Source organism: uncultured Bacteroides sp., from assembly GCF_937912035.1.
Classification (GTDB): domain Bacteria; phylum Bacteroidota; class Bacteroidia; order Bacteroidales; family Bacteroidaceae; genus Phocaeicola.
Window position 1 is genome coordinate 458166 of the sequence record NZ_CALDPF010000031.1, and the last position, 22804, is coordinate 480969.

Genomic DNA, 22804 nt, shown 5'->3' on the forward strand with positions numbered 1-22804 from the left:
TCGGTTTATGAATATTACACTAAATAAAGAATAAAATTGATTATAATCCCGATTATCCGGTTTTAAACTTCTTCCTTTTTCGATAACATATATTCTTTAGGAGTCATTCCGTAATGCTGTATAAAGCAGCGTGTAAAATAACTAGGAGTGGAGAAACCCAGTTCATAAGCCACATCCCTGATTCTCATTTTATCGTTCTCCAGTAAGATTTTCGCAGCATGTTCAAGTCTGGCTATACGTATATAGTCATTGGGAGAGACATTAAGTACCGACTTAAGTTTACGAAAGAATGTTGACTGGCTCATACCTAACTTCTCGCAAAGGAAAGGTATATCAAGTTTGTCATTGGTCAGGTTTTCTTCCACAATAGACCTGAATTTCTCTATCAGCACCCTATCGCTATTATCAACCAGACGGTCTATGTTTATTGTGGTCTGTGAATTGTAATGGGTTTCTGCTTCCTTTTTCTTTTTCTCCAATATAATTGCAATTCTTGCAGAAAGATATTTCATTGAGAAAGGTTTCTCTATATATTCCTCAGCACCAGCCATATACCCGTCAAGTCTGGACTCCACAGTATTCTTCGAAGTAAGCATAACAACAGGAATTCCACAGAAATCAATACGGTTCTTTATCGCTCTACACAGTTCACATCCATCCATTTTAGGCATCATAATATCCGTTACTACTAAAGACACTGAAGTCTTTTCTATTATGTCCATCGCTTGAGCGCCATTGCTTGCAGTCAGTACACGATATGTTTCCGACAGCGAGTCTTTCAAGAAAGCACGAAGCTCAGGCTCGTCTTCTACGACCAATATGGTCACTTCTCCATTTACTGGAATATCCACATTTCCAACCTCATCTTCAGTAGATTCATCCGACAACGATTCTATGGAAAATACAACTTCCTGTTTCAATGGAAGAGTAAGTCTGAAGTGAGTATAATCATTATCATCAACCAGTTCGAGCTTTCCGTTATGCATCTCGGCCAATGAACGGCAAAAAGACAGGCCTATCCCGTTGCCGGTAGCATTTCCCACACTATCAGTACGATAGAACATATTAAAGATTTTACTGCGGTCTGATTCCGTTATCCTTTCCCCATCATTGTAGACAGAAAAATAGAGATTATCCTTATCAGATGTCAGTTCCACCTTGATATATTTGCTTCCATATTTCACTGCATTGTTCAATAGATTACTTACAATCTTTGTAAAAGCCTCCCTGTCAACAGGAGCTTCCAGAACAATACTGTCCAGATTATCTTCACAAACCATTCCATTGTCCAGTATTTGTGCAGAAAATCTATACAATATACCTTTAAGCATATCAGGCAGGTTAGTCTTTACAAAATTCAGTTGCAACTGGTCAGACTCCATCTTCCTGAAATCAAGCAACTGAGTGCACAGATTCTGTAAACGGTCCACATTTTTCTCTACCAGCAACAGATTTTCACTCCTGTTCTTTTCAAGTTCCTTATCCAAAGGAGCCTTTATCAAGGTAAGAGGTGTACGAATTTCATGTACAATGGTTGTAAAGAAGTTAATTTTGGTATGATATATCTCTTTCTCTGTTGCATCCTTTACTTCCTGAATATGTATAAGCTGTTTTTCCTTCATTCGTTTGTACCATAACTTTAATACAAACATAACAAACGCACAAATAAATATTACATAAAACAGTTTTGCATACCATGAAGCATAAAAAGGCGGTATTATATTAATGGTATAACATACTTCGTCAGGTACCCATATTCCATTGTAGTCCGTTATCTGGAAACGGAGCTTATATTTTCCTGAAGGCAGGCTCAGATATGTTACAGGAGCATACCCTTGCTGGACATGCCAGCTCTTGTCCAATGGGTCCAGACGATAACGGTAACGCAATGCATCCGGAGCAGTGTATGTAAACGAACTCAACTCGAATTTAATATTGTTTTCAGTATAGTCAATATTAAAGACACTGTCTGTCAGGTTGTAGATTACACGCTCATTGTTTACTCCAGAACATGTCATTTTAGTAAGGCCCAAACGTGGAACGATTTTACTGGGCAGAAGCAATGTAGGATCAAACGATGTGAAACCATCTATAGTTCCCAAATACACCAGTCCTTCGTCATCAATAAATGACGAACTAACATTAAATCGGTTCTCCGGCAATCCTTCCAACGTAGTAAACACATAAGAAGAACCTGTGGAAGGATTGAAACGTACCAGTCCATGCGCTGTAGATATCCAGAAAAAGCCTTGTCCGTCCTCTACTATACTATATGCATAATTTGTAGGATCGCTCAAATCCGATAATGAATAAAAAACAAAATCATTCTTTGCCTTGTCATAATGTGCTATCCCTTCAGATGTAGCAGACCATATTTCATTATCAGTTGTCTCCATAACAGACTGTACAGATTTACTGCAGAAATAATATTCACCCAGTTTCCCGTCTTCGGTTATAGAATACAGTGTATCGTTGGAAGCACACCAGACTGTACCATTACTGTCTTGAAAAAGAGATTTACATATAGTTATATCAGGATAGACATTTTCAAAACTCCCGGAAGCATCATCAAACTGCTGTATACCTCTGTCAGTACCTATCCATATCTTACCGTCTCTTTTACGGATAATAGAGAAAACAAAATCTGAAACTAGCTTTGACACACCGTCTCCGGCTTTATAAGAGCGTACCACCTTACGCTTTCTGATATCAAATATCTCGATACCATTATCAAAACTTCCACACCACAATTCATCACCATCCAGAAAAAGCCCGTGAATGTTATTGGAACCCAATCCGTTGATTTTCGAATAATTTACGAATCTGTCATCTTTCTTTGTATAACAGTTCAATCCGCCATCCTCCGTTCCAATCCAGAGATTTCCATCCTTGTCCTGACAGAACTCACGATATACAGTCCCTTTCAAATCCGGATAAAGGCTGCAAGGCTTGAAAGAGTTGAAATGACACAGACCATTGGGTACATATGAAAGTCCTCTGAAGTAGCTTCCACACCATATACCTCCTTCCCTGTCCTTATATACAGAATAAATGGCATGGTCTTTAAGGCTGAACATATTATATGGATCTTTAGTCCAGTGTTCTGTTGTATCTGATATTATATCATAAATGTAAATACCATTTTCTGTTGCAATCCAGTATACAGAAGCAGAATAAGGCATTATGTCACGGATATAGTTTTCATGAAATATTTTTCTGGCTTTCTGGTTTACTACATCAAACAGCCATGCTCCGGAATATTTGGTTCCTATCAGCAACAGTTCATCATTAACGGCACACAGCTTTGTAACATTATGTATTCCCCATATATTCAGGTTATACTGTGTACTCGAAATATTCCCTTCCCCTACAGTCATACGATAAATGAAATTAGAATTGGATACTCCCCAAACATAATGTTCGGATTTTGTAAAACCAATCCCAACAGACGCTTCCAAGACAGAACAGTCACTATAGCCTTTATTGTATTTTACATACCTGTCAAGAAAACTGAGCCACAAGTTACCCTGGACATCAACAAGAGGGGCATTCTGCATTTTCTCACTTGATATTTCATTCTTTCTTAGCAAGCCTGTCTTAAACTCAAACACATACCCTGTACTCATCCACAAAAGTCCGGCATTATCGTCAACCATAATCCAAGGAGTATATTGTTTAAGTATTTCATCATTTCCCGGTACTATTTCAGCCAAAGAAACAGCCTGGTTTCCATCAAACCTGTAAACTCCATGTCCGGTAGCCAGCCATAAATATCCTTTAGCATCTTGTTCTATCTGCAGGATTGTGGTTTGAGGCAAATTTAGCTTATCAAAATAGTACCTGAAATATGCAGGCTTGTTTATAGTTTTTCCCGATAAACTCAATGATGAAAAAAAACAAATGAAAATCAAGAATAATGTTTTCATGGATTATCCGAATTTTGAAAATAATAATGTTGTCTTACTCTGTATGTAATAATTTATAAATTCCAGTCACAAAATAAACGGATTATCCAATCCTGTTTTAGTACTAACATTCCAAAAAGTTGCAATATTCTGCCAATATAAAAAAACAAGTTGACGAAACATAGGTAAACTCCTTTTTTCTGTTCGTCAACTTGTTACTAACCAATCTCAATTTGTATTCTTACATATACATCTGACAAGATGCCTGTATACATAATTCTTCCAATTAAGAAAAGGTCAGAAATGTTCCTGTTTTTCTGTAGACTTTACTTCATTATGGCTTTTCCAGTGATTGGAGTCATTATGAATGTGAATTCATAGTCACCGTAAGGGATTCTGTATTCCTTGCGAGGAATTGCACCCCAACTGTTTTCACAGGCAAGTCCCTGCTGAACCTTGTCAATAAGCAGATTTGTAAGGTCAGCCTCTTCCACTTCCTGAGAGTGACGCTGGTCTTTCTGTACTCCGTCATCAAGTGATTCCATTGTGTAGTGTAGTGCAGATGCAGAGAATGGAGCCTCGGATACAAATTCAAGTCCCTTACCTTCATCGTTCAGCATCTGCCACCAGCGGATGTCGGTCTTGTTACCGTTTTCCTGAGGTCTGATGTATGAATAGAACTGTTCAGTTACTGTCTGGTTGTAGATACCGAGGTCTGTGCTATGATTTCTGTCTATATAGTTTTCAACAGGTCCTCTTCCATAGTATGAAATGTTTTCGAAAGATTTAGGCATTACCATCTGCATACCGAAACGGAACATATCCGAAACTTTTGCATCCTGTGCGGCAACCATCTTCTGGTTTACTTTAACGGCACCCTTGTTGTTGATTGTATAGTTCAGATACAGTTTTGCAGAAACGCTCTTTATTTCATATTCGGCAGAAACTGTAACCTGATCGTTTGCAGCTTCATGTTTGAGTGACAGAAGTTTGATTTCAGGGTTCTTCCATACTGCATATCTGTCCTGCAGGCCTGCTCCGTAGTCATTGTCTGTAGGGGCACGCCAGAAGTTTGGAGTGAGCTGCGCTCCTTCCTTTATCATCTGTGTTCCGTTAACAGTGTAGCTGTCCATATATCCGTTCTGCTTGTTGAACTGGATATTGAAGTTTTCGCCTGTTACTTCCAGGCAGTTTACATTGTCATCATTTGTTTCTGGTGCAACAATCTGTTCGTTGGCGAATGCTACATTCTTCAGCTCCATAGAAGGTGCCTTGTAGTCGTTCAGTGCAATCTGAGACTTAGCCACTACATGACCGGCCGGTACTAGGCTTTCGCTGTTTCTCTGGATATATTTCACGTTAAGCAGCCATTCTCCGCAATCGCAGATCTTGCCAAGGTCAAGTTTCACTGTAGCTGTCTGCTGAGGCTTGACATCAAGTTTGTCCATAATACCGCTACGGATAACTTTACCGTCCTTCATTACTTCCCACTGCATATAGTATGCCGAAAGGTCGCGGAAGAAGTTCTCGTTGTAGATCTTTATCTCGCCGTTCTTCAGGTCTCCGGCTTCTGTCCAGATGTTCTGATAGAAGTAGCCTACTTCGTACATGTGTGGATTAGGAACGCGGTCAGGGCTGATAAGACCGTTGTTGCAGAAGTTGTTGTCACTTGCATCGAAACGGTTGAAGTCTCCTCCGTAGCCGTAGATTATCTTTCCTTCCTTGCCTGTCCAGCGGCATGACTGGTCTACGAAATCCCAGATGAATCCTCCCTGGAATTTAGGATACTTGCGTACCAGATCCCAGTATTCCTTGAATCCACCCTGAGAGTTACCCATGGCATGGGCATATTCGCACTGGATAAGAGGTTTATTGGATTTATCATTTTTAGCATAATCCTCACAATCCTTATAGCTATAATACATAGGACAGAATATGTCAGTCTTGCCGTTCTGTTCACTTCGCTGATATTGTATGGCCTGTTCATACTGTACGGCACGACTAGGGTCTTCTGCCTTTATCCAGTCGTATGCAACCTCAAAGTTTGGGCCATGTCCTGCTTCGTTACCCAATGACCAGAAGATGATGCTCGGATGGTTGAAGTTGCGCTGAACGTTACGGACATTGCGTTCCATGTGAGCCTTGGCATATCCCTTGTTCTTTGCAAGAGTTGTTTCGCCATATCCCATTCCGTGTGATTCTACATTTGCTTCTGCCACCATATAGATACCGTATTTGTCGCAGAGTTCATACCAGAATGCATCGTCCGGATAATGGCATGTACGGACTGCGTTGATATTGAATTTCTTCATTATCTGGATATCCTGAATCATGCGTTCGCGTGAAACCACGTATCCTTCGTCAGGGTCCATTTCATGACGGTTTGCACCCTTGAACAGTACAGGTTGGCCGTTTACGAGAATCTGCGCATTCTTGAGCTCGATCTTTCTGAAACCGACTTTCACAGGAACAACTTCAGATGTCTTTCCACCGTTGTTTACAGATGCTCTGAGTGTGTAGAGATATGGAGTTTCTGCTGTCCATTTGTTAGGGTTTTCCACGCTGATTGTAGCACTGACGTTGCCTGAGCCTTTTACATCTTTTGTCACCACTACATTGTTTACAGCATCAAGCAATTCGAGTTTCACGCTATTGCTGCCCTTAAGGTTGAGCTCAACAGCGAGAGAACCGTTCTTGTACAAACTGTCAAGGTCAGGAGTCACACGGATGTCATCTATGCGTTTCTTGTTGCGTGTATAGAGATAGCAGTCACGTCCCACACCGCTGTAGCGGAAAAAGTCCTGGTCTTCAAGATAGCTACCGTCGCACCAGCGGAACACCTGGAATGCGATAAGGTTCTTCTGTCCCGGTTTGAGGTATTTTGTGATGTCGAACTCTGCTTCCAGCTTGCTGTCTTCGCTGTAGCCTACGAACTTGCCGTTTACCCAAAGATACATGTTCGATGTAACGGAACCGAAGTGGGCAATGATGTCCTTACCGCTCCAGTCGGCAGGAATTACGAACTCGCGTCTGTAAGAACCCACATGGTTCTTCTCTACAGGTACATAAGGAGGATTGTTCTTGTACTGGTTTCTCCATGCGTAACCCACGTTCACGTATATAGGGTCGCCATATCCGTTAAGCTCCCATACGGCAGGAACCTGCATATCATTCCAGCCCTTGTCGTTATATCCCACGCGGAAGAAGTCGGTAGGACGCTGGTCGGCATTCTCCACCCAGAAGAATTTCCATGCACCGTTCATCGACATGAAGTTTTCAGATTGTTCCTTTACAGCCTTTGTTGCGGCCTCGCCATTCTCGTATGCAAAAAAATTGGCATGCATAGGAGCACGGTTGATTTCATTTACATTGGGGTTCTGCCATTCCGTAAAACTCTGAGCACCTGCCGAGACTGCACCGGCAAAGATGCTGCTGAATAACAATAGTTTTCTCATGATAACTTTACTTGATTTAATTTCAAAATGATATGATTTTCCGATTATTTGAACTATTCCATCATTATGTTACTTATATTGTCAATCATTAACTTTATAATTGACTGAACTTTGCTACACAATCACTTATAGATTGGTATCCAGTGTTTCAAACACTGCAAAATTACTTATCTGTGGTTCAGCCTTTGATTCTGTAACTACAATCCTTATAGCTTCCAATGATTGAGGATCAAATCTGGCTATATGCTTATGTCCAACACATGAACCTTCATCCAATACTATCCATTTATCAGATTTAAAGCCCTCAAGTTTATATGCCAATATTCGTTCACCTTTTGAAATATCCTCTTGAATAATAACTCTATCTACACTTGCTTCTTTTTCAAACATAAGCTTAAGTTCATTGCCAACTCCCTTAGTACGTATCATTGGGGAACCATACTGACGCTCAATTTCCCTACCAAGTTCTTCAATGCGTTCAACATCTGCATCAGGTACCAGGCCACGGTCATCAATCACAAGTCCCAACAGCATGTTAGTGTTACGTCCAACACTGGTTTCGTATTTTGTAAGAAGCTGAGATATTGTAAACATCATACTGTCCTGTCCTGCAGTCCAGAACCATCCACCCTGATAGGAACTGTTCCAACGCAATGTAAAGTCAGATTCTCCCGGACACCAAAAGCGAGCTTTAGCATCTCCATTAAGTCCCTGTATGACACGGGATCCGTCAGCATTCGTTGTAGAATCACATGTAGCCCAACAAGGATAAGGAGCAACCCCTTCCTCATTACCAACCCATCTCACCAGATTTGGATGACCATAAGGCCCTTGGAATGCAATAGCATTAGGTTGAAGTTTCTGTACCAAAGAAAGTACATCAGCTCCACCCTGTTTCTTGCTGAGTACACCACCGTCAAACCAGATTTCAAACAATTCACCATAATTACTCCATAGTTCTGTAAGCTGTTTGGTCACAATATTGTTATACTCTTCCTGACTAACCGGACTTCCTTCCTGTACATAGCCAGGGTTGTCTACGTATAAATAACCATTGGCGGTTATACTAGCATATATTCCCGGTTTTATACCATATTTCCTACACGAAGCCACAAAATCACCTACTATATCTCCTTCTCCATTCTTCCAAGGAGAATTCTTTACACTATATTCATGTGCTTCTGTAGGCCAAAGGCTGAAACCACTGCAATGTTTAGCTACAAGGACTGCATATTTTGCCCCCAATTTCTGAGCAGTTTCCAGCCATTGGTCTGTATTCAATTCAGTAGGATTAAAAGTAGAGGCATCAGGATGTGTCCCCCAGTTACGCCACGAATAATCCTTATGGAAAGTTGGCATATCGAAATGAATCAGTACACCAATCTCTGCATCAGCCCACTCCAACTGACGCTCATTAGGGACTACCATTGAAACTTCCTTATTCTTGGAGTTAGAACAGGAAGTAAATATTGATAAAAGTGCTATTGTATACAAATAAATTTTCAACATCATTCCTTTTTTATATTATTCTAAAATCTATAGTAAAATACCTATTTCTCCTACACTTGTTTTATTTTTAGAGTAAATCTCACGCAAAGGCACAAGCTTTATATAATTAGCCTTTATGCTCTTTCCGAGACATTCATAATACGGAATAGGATATTTGTTGCATGCAGGAGAATCACCGTAGCATAGAACTTTTCTATCCCATGAAGAAAGATATACTCCGAATTTTATACCATATTTGGAGCAGGCGACACGCAATTCAAGCACCACATAACCTTTTCCTCCTTTCCAACTGGATGAAGCAACGGAATGTTTAGTCGCTTGATAGGCCAAAGACAAAACCGTCATGATGCTTGGATATGATGATTGCCATTTTAAAACTTCCATCCTTAAGCGCTTCAACCCATTACTCACAATCCAATTAATTGATAAAAAATGTTTGCAGTTGTAATAAATCTGGCACCTATTTACAACTGCAAACATATAAAAGTAATACAACTATAATTAAATATTTCACAAATATTTAAATTTGAGAAGATACTTAAAAAAAGTTATAAATTCAATTTAAATCAATACTACTTTTTTTGGTAATATCTCACATAATCAATCTCCATTCTGACAGGGAAAATAGATTCATCAATTCCCCATACACCTCCCCAATCGCCACCTACAGCAATGTTCAAAATCAAAAAGAACGGCTGATCAAAAGGCCATGTTTCAGGTGTTGAACCTTTTTGTTTTCGTTCATAATTAAATATTACCTTATTATCAAATAATATCTGAAGATAAGTCTTTTCCCAAACAAGAGAATATAGATGGAACTCTGTATCCAATGTTTCGGATGTTACAGTTCCAGAAGGGATTGTATTTCCGTTTACATTGGTATCTGTAGTATGAACTGTAGCAAATATCTCATTGTGACCGGGATTATCTCCCCAAACATATTCCATTATATCAATTTCTCCACTATGAGGCCACCCACCATATTTTTCATCTACAGGCAACATCCAAATAGCTGGCCAAATACCTTTTCCTATAGGAATCTTGGCTGAGATATCCAATCTTCCATAATGGAATTTAACATCACCCATATAATGTAATTCCGCTGAGGAATATAAAAAGTGATACGGTTCACCAGTCCATTTATGTGTTCCCCAATGATCATCTTTAGCTGCTTCTATTATAAGTTTGCCATCTTCAACTCGTGAATATCTCTGATCTTTTACTCGATAGTCCTGTAACTCATTATTTCGGGCATATCCTTGTTCATATCCCCAACAATATGGATCAGGCAGACCTTCATAATCGAATTCTTCAGCCCACACCAATTCATACTCTGTTCCTTCCTCTACAGATTCTTCTTTTTCATTATCAGGAATATGTATATCATATGAGCCACAAGATACATTTATAAAAAAAACAAATAATAAAGCATAATTAAAATATTTCATTTCTTCTTATTTTTTTTATCATTAAATGCCAAACTGTTTTCAATTAATTTAAACAGCCCTAACATCATGTTTATATTACCATCCTTCATTTTGAACTAAATTGGAATTTTTATAAACCTCTTGCTGAGAGATTGGATACAGATACATTTTATCATCCCATATACGATTTTGTACATTAATCTTAGTATATGTTCCCGACTTTGATATTTGTACTCCATAAATGTCTTCTACTGTGTCTCCAATTTTCCAACGGCGAATATCCCAGAAACGGTGATCTTCAAAAGCTAATTCAACGCGTCTTTCATTACGAAGACGTTTTGTAAAATCTGCACCTGTTTCATTTATAGCAGGCATATTAGCAGCAGTACGAACAATATTAAGAGCTTCTCTTGCGGACAAAGGGAAATCACTATCTTTATAATCAGGATTATTTCCTTCCTGCCATTCATGCATAGCCTCAGCATAATTCAATAAAACCTCCGCATATCTAAACAAAATATAATGATGCGGCTTACTTATTGGATTTTCAGGAGACAAAGAAACTGTTTCATTAACATATTTCCTCAGATAATATCCTGTTGTTGTTGCACCAACCAAAGGTAATCCATTTTTTCCACCATCAAAAGTCTCTACTACAGTATTCATTAATGTTGCACCATTATAGACAATAGTTTTATAAAAACGAGGATCTCTGGTCTGATTTCCATTTTCATCTACGTAAATGTGTTTTACATGGTCAGGATTATCCCAATCAAACGGTTCTCCAGATTTCATTTCATAAGCATCTACCAAATTTTGTGTAGGTACATTACCACTATTTCCACCTTCAAAACCAATAGGCAAATTCAACTGTTCAAAATAGTTACTGTCACCATTACGACGTTCGAATATCAATTGTGAGGATTTCAAAATTTCATTTCCTCCATTCACACTATAAATTGGATCACTATCAATATTAGGCAGGCTATACCATCCCGTCTCTATAAGGTCATAAGCAGCTTCTGCTGCAGCTTTCCAAATTTCTCTGTTTCCGGTTTCGTTATGCAATGGACTAGCGGCATACAACAAGATTCTTGATTTTAGAGCCATTACCATTCCTCTGGTGACACGTCCGGTTTCCAAAAAGAAATCATTTTGATTAATTGGTAATTCAGGGGCTATTTCGTCGCACTCACGAACCAAGAAATCAACTATTTCAGAAAATGAAGTCTTATGTAAATTATTGACATCATCCAGTTGTAAAGTCTCTGTTACTAATGGTACATCTCCATAACGCTTAATTAGTTCAAAATAGTAGAAAGCACGTAATGCTCGTACCTCAAATGGATACATCCTAAACTTCTCAATCTGTTCCTTGTAATCTGCATTTAAAGACAATCGTTCCAGATATTCCTCATTATAATTTTCCAAATAGGAATTGGCCGCCTGAATTCCAGTATACATAGTCCCCCAAACATCATCGACAAGAACAGAGGGAGACCATTTATCTTCATAAATCTTATATACATTACTTGTATTCCATACATACATAGCATTATCTGAAGCTGATTCACGAAGAGCATTACCCATAACTCCAAAATCTTGTGGCAAAAATGAATAAACTCCAGCCACTAATTGACGAATATTATCAAACGTAGAATAAACTTCATCTTTTGTCTGTCCTATGGACTCGTCAAAATCTAAATAACTACAAGCTGTAAATGAACAACCTGCAAATATTGAAAGAAACAGTTTACTTATTCTCATAACAAACAAATATTAAAACTTAATATTTACACCTGCATAGACAGACGCTATATCAGGATAATTAACACTCATACTTTCACAATTCAAATAAGGTACATGATCCAATGAGAATAGATTATTACCACGTAAATAAATCTGGCAATTTTCCATTCTTAAAGGCTTTATCAACTTTTTAGGCAAATTGTAATAAATATTTACATTACGTAATTTCAAATAGCTACCATCTACAAGCCATTGTGTACTAGTTTGATAATTATTTGCATTATCCAGAGTTGATAGTCGTGGCATATTAGCAATATCTTTTGTTTCCTCTGTCCATCTAATCTTATCTTCCATATACCATTTAGAAATATTTGTATTATTACGTAATGGCTGATATACACTCGAAGCATTCAAATATCTACTTAAACCTGCTGCACCTTGAAACAAAAGGTCTATTCCAAAACCTTTATATTCCAATCCTAATTGTAAACCACCATACCACTCAGGAATAGAGCCTGAATGTCCTATAGCAACAACATCTCTAAAGTCAATAACATTGTCTTTATTCTGATCTTTATATTTTATATCACCTGGAGAGACTGCAGAAAACTGCTGTATTGGAGATGCATCAATATCTTCCTGATCTTTAAAATAACCTATTGCTTCGTAACCAAATATCTGACCTACAGGCAGTCCTTTCCCGGACATATAAGAATATTCTTTATATCCTTCACCATTCTCAATGACTTCTGTTTTTACCCTTGAGACATTGGCTCCTACATAATAATTAAAATGCTTTCCTATCTTATCTTTCCACATTGCAGACAACTCAAACCCTCTATATTCAGATTTACCCTCATTCTGCAGAGGTATTGAGTTTCCAAAAACTGAAGAGTATAAATTTGACACATCAATCAAAGTATTGTCATATGTATGTTTATAAACATCAGCAGTTAAAGAAAGCTTTCTAAATAATTGCAAATCAATACCTACATTAAACTTATTAACACGTTCCAGAATAAGATTATCAATAGCTGGAGTTCCTTCTTTAATTCCTCCCATTGAAATATTACCATCACCATAAAAATAATTACCATATCCATTCCAATAATGCTTATCCAAATCATAAGCTATATCATCGTTACCAGCTTGTCCCCATGAAAGACGCAATTTTAAGAAATCAACAAAAGAAATATCCTGCATAAAATTTTCTTTTGAAACCAACCATGCAGCTGATACAGAAGGATAAAAATTATACCTGTTACCACTCTGAATCCTGCTTGTTCCTACATGCGAAAAAGCTGCATCAACCATATATTTCTGAGCATAGTCCCATCCTATTTTACCAATATAATACAAACGTTTAGTAGTATTATTTCGACCAAGTCCAGAATAATATTCCAAACGGTAAATACCATCAATATCCAAAGTATGTCTATTAAATGTGCGATTATACAAAATTTTACCTTCTAGATTAGTTGATACATACTGGTTACTCATCCCCCAGCAATTAATACTCAAAGCGCCATTTGTACCATATATCTGCGAATTTAGTTTATCATACTCCTGAGTAGCTTCATTGAATACAGGAGTATTAACCTCATAGCTATATGTTTTAACACCCTCATCTATATAAACAGCATAATTATCATATGCAATTGCAAGTTCAGCAGACAACCCTGGAGTTACTGATGATAAATCCTGAAGAATACGTAAATCTGCCAACAAAGCACGAGGATTTTGTTTATGATAACCATAATCAGAGAAGCTTGCTATCGGATTACTTTTATGAATCAAATCTCCTCCCCAATTTCCAGTAGAAGTCTTAACTGGGTAAGAAGCCGAAGGCGTGTTATATATCAAAGAAAAATCATACCCTCTAGGTTGAGTTGTTTCTTTCAAACGACCAAGCATAGTCCATTTTACTAAAGTGCTAGGTGTCAAATCAATATCCAGATTCATACGTAGATTCATTTCATACTTTCGATACTGAGAATTATAACGTTCAGTCTCTGTATATTGAGGATTAAGTACACCAAAATCATTTTTATAAGTTAATGCTGTAAAATATCGAACCTTATTTCCACCACCTGAAAAAGTAAAATCTAATTGATTATTCACTGTATGATTTCTCAACGCTTCATTCACCCAGTTAGTATTTGCAAAGAGTTCCGGATATTTCCCACTACGGAAAGCATCTAAATCAGATTGAGTATATTGTAAATCAAGACCATCATAATACAATGCTTCATTACGCGCCTTAGCATAAGTATAAGCATCGACCATTTCAGGCTGATTAATCAAATAACCCATACCATGACTATAATTAATAGATATATTACGTTGGTTTTTTTCTCCACGTTTGGTAGTTACCAAAATAACTCCATTAGCTCCTCGAGGGCCCCAAATAGCAGTAGCTGCTCCATCCTTCAAAACCTCTATAGTTTCTATTTCTACTGTAGAAAGAAAATCCAAAGAACGAGGGAATCCATCAACAATGATCAAAGGAGATTGTCTACCACGCAAAAACAGATTTGAATTTGCATTCCAATCACTTTGTTGCAATACAGACAAACCTGGTAATAATCCATACAATGTATTATATGGATTTGGAGACGCATCTTTTTCAAAATTTTCTGCCTTTATTACTGAAACAGCAGAAGTCTCTCTTTCATTAAATTCTGTTTGTGCAAAAGCAATAGTAGGTGAAATTAATAAACACCAAACTATCTGTAAATATTTTGTTTTCATTATATCTTTAAATTTAAAAAACACATAGAATAAAAACATTATTCCCATCCTGGATTTTGAACTAAACCATATTTTTTATTAATCTCTGACACAGGAATAGGAAGAAGATAAAAACGATCAGTCCAACGTTCAACCCACATTCTATTTGGATATTTCATGTCAGTATCTTTACGATATTCCATAGTTCCATCTTCTTTCTTATAAGCTTTTAAACGATATTGTTCAGTACGAAGCAAATCAACTCTTTTCCAACGAACTATATCAAAATATCTAACTTCTTCATATCCAAATTCTACAGCCCTTTCATGCAAAATTGCATTACGAAGAGCCTCTCCTTCAGGATATTTTGCCCTATCTAAATCAGGCATATCAACACGATTTCTAACCAAATCAATATAATCATAAGCATCACGCCCAAAACGATCTTTTTGATTGGCTATACCTAATTCATTCATAGCTTCAGCAATATCTAAATAAATTTCAGAGATACGAATTTGAGGACACTGGTAAAACTTTCCATATAATTCCGTATCCATATCCAACAAAAATTTACGCATTCCATATCCGTTATAACTCAAAGCACCAATAGTAGTGCTTGTTCCGTCCCATGTTTCACGTCCTCCTTGATAAATTTCCACAGTCCTTCCTCTAAATTTATCTCCATTAACCATTAATGTTTCATACATTCGAGGATCTCTGACCATTTCTCCGTTTTCATCAAAAAACGGATTGGCTGCATGTTCAGGATTATTCCAATCAAATGGTGTTCCATCTTTCATCTCAAACATATCTGCATAAACAGCTGAAGGACATGTCCACCCCCATTGTAATACATAAAGAGAATAATACCAAGCAAATCGAATTGTAGTAAAACGATGTGTTGGAAGTAAAACTTCACTATGACCACGTTCATAATATCCAGCTAAATAATCTTCTCTAGGATTTCCTGTATCTACTAATTTATAATAATCTCCATTTTGCTGGTTTTTATCCAAGAATTCCAACCCTGAATCGAGCGCCCTTTGCCAACGATTAATATCTTTATTTCCATACCATGTATAACGAAGTTCGGAAGCCTCACCATCTAAAAATGGCTGTTCAGAATTAAACAATGGGCTAGCAGCAAATTGTAATACCCTATTTTTCAGTCCTAACGCAGAGGCAGCAGTCATGTGTCCCTCTTCATCTGAACTTACAGACCAAGGCAATATTCTAGCAGCTTCATCGCAAAGTTCAACAATTTTATTAACATGCTCTTCTACCGTCATACGTGTAAACTTCAGCTCGTCACTAGGTTTATAAGCTTTATCTATCCAAGGCATACCGCCATAGTAACGCAACATATCCATGTAATGATAAGCTATAATCAACTTTACTTCCGCTTTTCGTATAGCTTTTTCATCTTCCGTCATATCGGGTACACGGTCTACATTTTCCAAATAAATGTAACATACGCGAATACCTGATGTTGGTGAATCTATTTGAAGAGCATCATCCGTCAAACGGTATGGCATCAAACCAACTTCCGTTGATGCAGTAACTTGACCAGCATAATAAGTTCTATCAGCCCCACCTGATCCAACACAGTCACCTATATCAGTCAATACATCCAACATAGACCATGCAAGTCTTCCACTCTTTGGAAGAAAATCTGGCAAAGAGTGATAAGCCTGTGCCAATATTTGATCTGCATATTTTTTATGATTAAAGACTGTATCAATAGTGAGGTCTGTTGTTAAAGGTTTATCCAGAAAATCATTACCGAATTTAAAATCTTCACAAGCTGTCCACAAAAATGATATAGACGACAAAACACTTAAAAGAAAATATTTATTCATAATCATACATTTTTATCAGAATGTTATATTTAGTCCTAAATTATAGATTTTTGTTATAGGATATGTATTACTTCCATTAGGATTACATTCAGGGTCCATAATACCAAACTTATCAAAAGTCAGAAGATTATAAGCACTTAAAGTTAATCCCATTTGAGAGATCCCTAATTTTCTTAATAAAGCTCCTTTTGTAAAAGTATAACCTAATTCTACTGTTTTCAATTTAAAGTACGAACCATCTTTCACCCAAAGAGAGGATGTCAAAGTATTATGGTTCAAATTATTGGAAGTAAATCGAGGTATTGTTGCAGTTTCTGCTGTTTCAGGAGTCCAACGATTATCAACATGAAACATCAACAAGCCTGATGAACCACCATTAAAAGGTTTTCTGAAGTTATCACTAAGCAGCAAAGAACGTTGTGCCGCACCGGTCCAATTCATTGTAAAACTCCAACCCTTGTAATTAAAACCATAATTTAATCCATAAGTATAAGCTGGACGAGTTGAATATCCTATATCTGTAACATCATCTGAATCAATAACTCCATCATTATTCAAATCAACGTATTTACAGTCTCCAGGATAAACTACAGTTCCAGGATCTGCATATCCATCCTTTAATACTCCATCGGCTTCAAAATCATCATCATTATAAAAGCGATCAAAAACATAACCGAAAATTGTTCCTACAGGCTTACCCGTACTCCTCATATAAGGCTCATTAGGCTCAACCTCATCTTGTTCGATAATCTTATTTTTTGAATAGGTAACATTTGTTGTTAACCAATAATCGAAATCATTAATATGGTCATTCCATTTTAGTTCCACCTCATACCCTTTATTATTTACCTTACCTAAATTAACAACAGGTAACAACGATGAAGTCAAGCTGGAAAAAGCAGGTATAGTACTACGCTTTATTAATATATCTTTTCTGTTTTCAAAAAAGACATCAGCACTGATTCTAAGACGATTACTTAGAAAATTTATATCAATTCCATAATTCCTCTTCAAAGCTTTCTCCCATGTTACATCAGGATTACCAATACGGCTTTCAATAGCTCCCAATATAGCATTAGGATTATTGACACCAAAGTTATATCCATACAACAAATCGCGCCATTCACCATATTCTCCTGATAAATTCACACTATATGCATCTGGTAAATATAGAAAACGATTACCACTCATATTATCATTACCTACAAGTCCAACAGAGGCTCTTAATTTCAGGAAATCTATGACATGCTGATTCTTCATAAAATTCTCTTCTGTAATTACATAACCAATAGATCCTGCAGGAAATGCTCCAAAACGTTTTCCTGGTGCAAAATTCTCAGAACCGTTGTAACCAAAATTAAATTCAGCGAGATACTTTGACTTATAATCATAAGTGACTCGACCTACAAATCCGACATAAGCCGTAGGAACTGAAGTCCATGAACTAGGATAGTATTTCTTATTTTGATTATATAGCAGCAACCCCCCAACATTATGACCATTAAAATCACGATTATATCGTATACTAGCTTCAAAATACCAATCACGTGCACGCTGTGAATTATCCTCGCCATACTGTAAACGTTGATTCGTAGTTCCAGGATCAATTCTATAAACAATTGTCTTATCAAATGCAGGATTGTCCATAGACATTGTAGGATCATCAATAGAAGATTTATAATATGGAACCAAAGCTTCAACATTACCTGTTCTACTTACCACTTTCGTAAAAGATGTATTATAAGCACCTTTAACTTCTACAGACAATCCTTTGGTAATAAAATCAAGATTTTGAGTTAAAGACAGGTCCATATTCATTGTATTACTCGTACTATTATTATAGCCCCTACCATAATATCTCTGTAATCCGCTACTTGTATCATCCATCACGATACCAGGGTATTTAGACCTGTCTGTTCTCACCAAACGACCATCAACAATTCCCGGACTTACAAAAGGTTGGGACATATCCAGTATATGAAATAAATCATAAACATTATTAGTTGCATTGGGAGAATGAGTTAAGCCAACAATACCACCTATTCCAACTTTTAATAAAGTAGAAGATGTTAAATCAACGTCAAGATTACTACGATAATTATAACGAGTATAATTATAATTATTGTTATAATCCAATTCTTTAAATTGTTTCATTAAACCATCCTGATATAAAAAACCTGCAGATATGAAGTAACGAACATTTTCTGTTCCACCTGATATGTTAAGATTATGCTGTGTTTGAACTGAAGAATTCTTCATCAAGTATTCTCTCCAATTAGTATTAGGATACATAATAGGCTCATCCCCTAAGCGAAAACGTTCTACTGTATAATCATCAAACGTATGTTTAGACAATTTATCGTTATCATTCATTTCATTAAACAATGTTGCATAGGTATAGCTATCAGCCATTTCCAGCATTCGTGTAGGTTGTTGTATACCAACAGAAGATGTCACAGATATCTTGGCTTTACCTTCTTCTCCACGGCGTGTGGTCACGAGAATAACTCCGTTCGCTCCACGTACCCCAAATACAGCAGTTGCAGATGCATCTTTTAACACAGTAACACTTTCTATTTCATTAGGATCCATTTGAAAGAAAGATCGCTCAACACCATCAACCAAGATTAGAGGCTTAGATGCACCCTCAGATAAAGAACCGACACCACGAATAAAAATAGAAGGATCCTCTTTACCAGGCTGACCAGATGTTGCAACAGATGACAAACCTGATATTTGTCCTGCCAAAGCATTTGCAACACTTGAATTAGGAGAACGAAGCAAATCATCAGTCTTGATAGAAGATATGGCTCCAGTTAATGTTTCCTTTTTTTGAGATCCATAAGCAACCACCATAACTTCACCAAGCATCTCACTATCTTCATACATAGTAACATTGATGACACGCTGTGTACCAACTTTAATAGTTTGGCTTTTCATACCAATATAAGAAAACTCCAACTGGTCATTTTTCTTAGCATCAATATAAAAATTGCCATCCATATCTGTTACGACTCCAGTATTAGAGCCTAATACTTTAATAGTAACACCAACTAAAGGTTGTCCATTTTGGTCAATAACAGCCCCCTTAATACTTCGGTTCTCCTGTTGTATCTCGTAAACAGAAGCAACAAGAGAAGAAGAAAAAATGCTTGTGGGCATAGCGCCCAAAGCCATTACAGACAAACAACCATTTATAAAAGAATGGCTGAATCTGTCCAATTTTCTTTTGTATTCTTCCATAAAAAAACATTAAATAATGGTTAACTAAAATTTGAGAAGAAGTTTAAAAGCTTCTTTACAGCAAAGGAATACTTTTGTCAAATTATTCAATAATACTATTCTACCTATTTTACATAAAAAATCAACTATCTTTTAAAATAAGAGAATTTAAATATATAATGGTAGAATAATACTATTTCTTCGATGAATCAATACGTAAAATCAAAGTAGAGATATCTTTATAAAAAAATTATAAGTAATCAGATTAATATAGAAAATAAAAAAACAAATAGTACTAAACCTCATTTGTTATTTAATTTTCTATATTCATTATATTACTAAAAAACTAGAAATATGAACAAACTGTAATTTAGGATATAATAATAAGCACTTAAACAAGAAAGATGAGAATAGTCAAACTTAAAAATAAAAATTACAGACATAAATACCTCAGAATCCAGCACATGATTATATAAACGAGTATTTTTTATTTAAAAGATGTAAGCATATTTAAACAAAAAGCAGTTATCAATACAGTAATAATTTACTACCTAAATAAAAAACAGAGTTATATTTCAGAATAAAAATACTCAAAAAATAATCAAAACCAACTCTATTAAACATAAAGTATTTTTTATACTTTTATACACTATTATAGATAAATTCTTTGACATCATGAAATCAAAATTACATTATACCGTAAAATTGAATATTAAAAAACATTTGTAAAGATCTAAAGTTATATATATTGAAAACTAATATTAGATTAAAAAAGAAAGAATCCGGTAAAGAATACCGAACTCCTTCTTAATTGAAGACATGCCAATTAAAGAGTAATCACATCCTTAGATAAACAAAGATAAAATATTACTATTTATTGAGATAATAATCTATGCCAAGCTTTCCAGCTCTCTTGCTAACAAACTTTATTTCAACGGCATTCTCCACTGGCTCAAATTCTCCGAATTCTATAGTAGAGACTGCTGAATGTTCTGCCGAAAGATTGACAGTCTTAACAAATTTTCCGTTCAGAAAGACATCAAATTCTCCACTCTGGCTATCAGTAATAAAACATATCTTTAAGTTAGTCTTATCAAAAAGCTCTGTAAGTCTGACACTAACAGTCTGGCCTTTTTCAGAGAAAGAGAAACCTTTTGCATCACCATTGCTTAATTCTCCCCATACATTTACTTTATTCTCTGCTGTTACGCCATCAGCATAAACATAGGTTTCTATATTCTCTGCTTCAATGGCTCCCGGATAAACATACTTGTTGCTCTTACATTCATCATTGAAAGCACGCAGCTCTTCCAAAGTCATAATCTTTCTGGAAGCCATTTCAGGCAATGGAGCACGGTTTGAAACTGCACCAGGTTTGGCATACCAATATGTATTTACTGCGTATTGAAGATGGAACCAGCTTGTACGGTTAGAACCTGAAGATTCTATATTAAAGTCAATCTGCCTGTTAAACGGAATAGCATCAAGCACACGTGTTCTTGTACATGTGTTATATCCCATGGAATTTGGTGATGCAACCCTGACATTTGAAAGGAAAGGTTCATCAAACTCATCTACCGGATTAGGAACAACACCGCCGGCCCATCCATAATAGTCTTCTGTTCCAGTACCGAAATGAGATGGGAAAGTATCATCGTCTACATATACCTTTTCATCACCTTCTCCCCACCATCCCTGTTCAGGATTAAGAACTGTGAACTGGTCGCCAACGTATATACCTGTACCTTTTACATTCACCAGGTTATAATCAAACAACGGGAAACCTGGGGTTGGATCATCCATTCGCCATGTAGAATGGAAATACATTGAATTGTCTGTCCAATTATAAGGTCCATAAGTTACAGAAGCCTCAACATTCACCTTCTGGCTACCCAAATTTTCAAAGCATAGTTCAGCATTGTTCCTATATGGCATTACCCAACGGCATACCATGGTTCCATCAGGTTCAACAGCACGTTCCCACATCTTGTAATGCTTCATTCCAACACCTATATTGAAAAAGTCTCCTACAGGCGACCAAATTGTCTGTTCTCCGTCGAACTTTGCTTTAAGAATTGTTGAGCGTAATGCCTGTTCTTCATTTTCGGCTTTAATCTTCACAGTAAGGAAACGAACCGCACCTGATTTGCTGCCTTTAAATGACTTGTCAAGTGACAATTTCATTTCATCACCAGAACCCAACATCTTGCTTTGAGACAAAGTTTTATGAAATTCCAGTTTTTTCACATCGTCAAGGACACATCCTCTGGCCAGTACATTATTGACACTATCAATCAATTCAGTTGAATTATAGAAGTCATCCATACTGAAAGATTTGATTTTAGTCCCTTTAGGATAACTTCTGTAATTTATTATGTTATAGAAGACTTTCTTGTCCATTGTTATCTTGCATCCTTTTTCATAAGGAATAGGCAGATAACAGTTTCCAGCTCTTCTTGTTTCGGCTGCCAGTGGTGATTTTATGAAGGCTTTACCTTGAACAAGTTCGAAGAAATTACAGCAGATTTCCGGTTCATCCTTACCATCGAGATAAATCTTTACATTGGCTCCTGTAGTATTGTCCAAACCATAATAGAAACATACAGCCCACATCTTGGTTATCACTCCTGGGCCATCATCTTCCATCAGGACCCATTCTGTCTCGCCTTTTTTATTTTTCTCTGTTCTGATACAGAAAACTCCATCTGAATCGGCAAACCATCCTGGCTGATCAGGAGAAACTGAAGCTCTGTTGTAACTGCTAGCCTGCAAGGTTCTATACTGCAGGTTTTCAGGATACTCGGCAATTCTTTCTCTGTCAACCATCTCTCTTAAGAAATCCTGCATTGTTATTTCCTGGGAATAACCGGAAACAGAAAGCATTGCAGACAATATTGTTGGTGCTAAAATTTTATTATTTATTTTCATATCGTTTTTACTGGTTTTCC

9 protein-coding genes and 1 pseudogene are annotated in these 22804 nt (G+C 36.7%); all 10 read right to left on the minus strand.

Annotated elements, in window-relative coordinates; genetic code table 11:
• Nucleotides 1-62: 62 nt before the first annotated feature.
• Entirely contained in the window at nucleotides 63-3926 is a 3864-nt protein-coding gene (locus tag Q0486_RS07600; RefSeq protein WP_299231740.1) for a hybrid sensor histidine kinase/response regulator transcription factor, read from the minus strand.
• 305 nt (nucleotides 3927-4231) lie between these two features.
• Nucleotides 4232-7360 carry a glycoside hydrolase family 2 TIM barrel-domain containing protein gene (locus Q0486_RS07605; protein ID WP_299231742.1) on the minus strand — a complete coding sequence of 1043 codons (3129 nt, stop codon included), beginning with the start codon at nucleotides 7358-7360 and terminating at the stop codon, nucleotides 4232-4234.
• 126 nt (nucleotides 7361-7486) lie between these two features.
• Complete coding sequence (locus Q0486_RS07610) at nucleotides 7487-8788, minus strand: alpha-L-fucosidase (RefSeq protein WP_299231744.1); 1302 nt, start codon at nucleotides 8786-8788, stop codon at nucleotides 7487-7489.
• A 225-nt stretch (nucleotides 8789-9013) separates the two neighbouring features.
• Nucleotides 9014-9287, minus strand: a pseudogene (locus Q0486_RS07615) (alpha-L-fucosidase); the annotation flags it as partial.
• Nucleotides 9288-9441: 154 nt separating this feature from the next.
• Nucleotides 9442-10317 carry a glycoside hydrolase family 16 protein gene (locus tag Q0486_RS07620; protein ID WP_299231746.1) on the minus strand — a complete coding sequence of 292 codons (876 nt, stop codon included), beginning with the start codon at nucleotides 10315-10317 and terminating at the stop codon, nucleotides 9442-9444.
• A 75-nt stretch (nucleotides 10318-10392) separates the two neighbouring features.
• Entirely contained in the window at nucleotides 10393-12063 is a 1671-nt protein-coding gene (locus Q0486_RS07625) for a RagB/SusD family nutrient uptake outer membrane protein (protein WP_299231747.1), read from the minus strand.
• Between the two features lie 12 nt (nucleotides 12064-12075).
• Complete coding sequence (locus tag Q0486_RS07630) at nucleotides 12076-14796, minus strand: SusC/RagA family TonB-linked outer membrane protein (protein WP_299231750.1); 2721 nt, start codon at nucleotides 14794-14796, stop codon at nucleotides 12076-12078.
• A 38-nt stretch (nucleotides 14797-14834) separates the two neighbouring features.
• The gene (locus Q0486_RS07635) at nucleotides 14835-16634 is read right to left on the minus strand and encodes a RagB/SusD family nutrient uptake outer membrane protein (protein ID WP_299231751.1); all 1800 of its coding nucleotides are present in this window, start codon (nucleotides 16632-16634) and stop codon (nucleotides 14835-14837) included.
• Nucleotides 16635-16649: 15 nt separating this feature from the next.
• Complete coding sequence (locus tag Q0486_RS07640; RefSeq protein WP_299231752.1) at nucleotides 16650-19877, minus strand: TonB-dependent receptor; 3228 nt, start codon at nucleotides 19875-19877, stop codon at nucleotides 16650-16652.
• 849 nt (nucleotides 19878-20726) lie between these two features.
• A complete protein-coding gene (locus Q0486_RS07645; RefSeq protein ID WP_299231754.1) occupies nucleotides 20727-22784 on the minus strand; it encodes a glycoside hydrolase family 172 protein in 2058 nt (685 codons plus the stop codon).
• Nucleotides 22785-22804 lie beyond the last annotated feature (20 nt).

Bases quoted from the DNA above. Each gene is read 5' to 3' on its own strand.
- Q0486_RS07645 (WP_299231754.1), bottom strand. From the start codon at position 22,784: ATGAAAATAAATAATAAAATTTTAGCACCAACAATATTGTCTGCAATG.
- Q0486_RS07640 (WP_299231752.1), bottom strand. From the start codon at position 19,877: ATGGAAGAATACAAAAGAAAATTGGACAGATTCAGCCATTCTTTTATA.
- Q0486_RS07610 (WP_299231744.1), bottom strand. From the start codon at position 8,788: ATGGTAGTCCCTAATGAGCGTCAGTTGGAGTGGGCTGATGCAGAGATT.
- Q0486_RS07630 (WP_299231750.1), bottom strand. From the start codon at position 14,796: ATGAAAACAAAATATTTACAGATAGTTTGGTGTTTATTAATTTCACCT.
- Q0486_RS07600 (WP_299231740.1), bottom strand. From the start codon at position 3,926: ATGAAAACATTATTCTTGATTTTCATTTGTTTTTTTTCATCATTGAGT.
- Q0486_RS07605 (WP_299231742.1), bottom strand. From the start codon at position 7,360: ATGAGAAAACTATTGTTATTCAGCAGCATCTTTGCCGGTGCAGTCTCG.
- Q0486_RS07620 (WP_299231746.1), bottom strand. From the start codon at position 10,317: ATGAAATATTTTAATTATGCTTTATTATTTGTTTTTTTTATAAATGTA.
- Q0486_RS07625 (WP_299231747.1), bottom strand. From the start codon at position 12,063: ATGAGAATAAGTAAACTGTTTCTTTCAATATTTGCAGGTTGTTCATTT.
- Q0486_RS07635 (WP_299231751.1), bottom strand. From the start codon at position 16,634: ATGAATAAATATTTTCTTTTAAGTGTTTTGTCGTCTATATCATTTTTG.